The sequence below is a fragment of the Skermanella aerolata KACC 11604 genome, from assembly GCF_000936425.1.
Lineage (GTDB): Bacteria > Pseudomonadota > Alphaproteobacteria > Azospirillales > Azospirillaceae > Skermanella > Skermanella aerolata.
The window spans coordinates 1-1,232 of the sequence record NZ_AVFK01000166.1 but is presented as its reverse complement, the minus strand read 5'-3'; the positions used below and the strand labels follow the sequence as shown (position 1 = coordinate 1,232).

Annotated in this window: 2 protein-coding genes; both read right to left on the bottom strand. The window is 65.5% G+C overall.

The genetic code is table 11. The annotated features are described in order from the left end of the window. Window positions 1-839 (bottom strand): outer membrane protein assembly factor BamB family protein (locus N826_RS38990; protein WP_211099524.1); only part of this gene is annotated, 839 nt, incomplete at its 3' end. 30 nt (window positions 840-869) lie between these two features. Further along, window positions 870-1,232: QcrA and Rieske domain-containing protein (locus N826_RS38985; protein WP_044437997.1), on the bottom strand; the 363-nt coding region annotated here is incomplete at its 5' end.

Below are 1,232 nucleotides of genomic sequence, written 5' to 3'. Positions count from 1 at the left end.
TCCGGCATCCAGGGGCCGCCGTTGCCGGTGCCGAAATACGCAAGGTTGGTCTTGGGGTCGTAGTTGCCCTGGATCCAGACGGGCGCTCCGCCGGTCTTCCAGGCATCGCCCTTCCAGGTCTCGTGGCCGGGTTCGCCGGGGCCGGGAACCGTGTAGGTCTTCCACGCCTCCTCGCCGGTCTCGGCATCGACCGCCGTGATGAAGCCGCGGATGCCGAACTCGCCGCCGGAGACGCCGACCATCACCTTGCCCTTGGCGATCAGCGGCGACAGCGTCATGTAGTAGCCGTCGCTCCAGTCGGCGATGCACTTCTCCCACAGCTGCTCGCCGGTCTTGGCGCTCAGCGCCACGACGCAGGCGTCGAGTGTCGCGAGATAGAGCTTGTCGCCGTAGAGCCCGACGCCGCGGTTGGTCGGGTGAAGCTGGACCAGCTCTTCCGGCAGCTCGCGCTTATAGGTCCAGAGCATGTTGCCGGACTTGGCGTCGAGTGCTATCACCTGGTTGCCCGGCGTGCTGACGAACATCATGCCGCCGTTGACGATCGGAGGCGCCTGATGGCCTTCCAGCTTGCCGGTGGAATAGCTCCACATCGGCGTCAGGCGGCCGATATTGGCGCTGGTGATCTGGTCGAGCGGGCTGTAGCCCCAGCCCTTGTAGTTGCCCCGGTACTGCAGCCAGTTTTCCGGCTCCGGGTTGGCCAGCCGCTCGTCGGTGACCGGCTTGTATTCCATCGGCTTGGCCGTTTGCGCCGACGCGCCGTGCAGCGACGTCACCGCACCCAGGCACGCCAGCGCCAGCACAGGGAGCAGCCTGTGCCCCGGTTTCCTTGCTTTGGACATCGTTTCTCTCCCAGTTTTTCTTGTTTCTCGTCAGGTCTGGGCGGCAGGTCCTACCTTGGCCGTGAAAGCGTCGGCCACCGTCAGCATGCCGTCGGCATCGACCGCCAGCGGCAGGATCGGCAGGCGCTTTCGCGCGGGTCCCCCCAGTACTTTCCCGCCTTCGCCGACGCTGAACAGCGATCCGTGGCACGGACAGGCCAGCATGGCGTCTTCGGGTATCCAGCCTGTCACCGCACAGGCCTGATGGGTGCAGACGGAGGAAAAGGCGATGACGCCCTCCACCGACTTGGCAAGGGTGGCTTCGTCCAGCTTGCCGGGTTCGACCCGGACGACGACCACCTTGTTGAAACGGGATTTCGACCGCGTGGTCTTGGTTTCGGCATCGACCGGCCA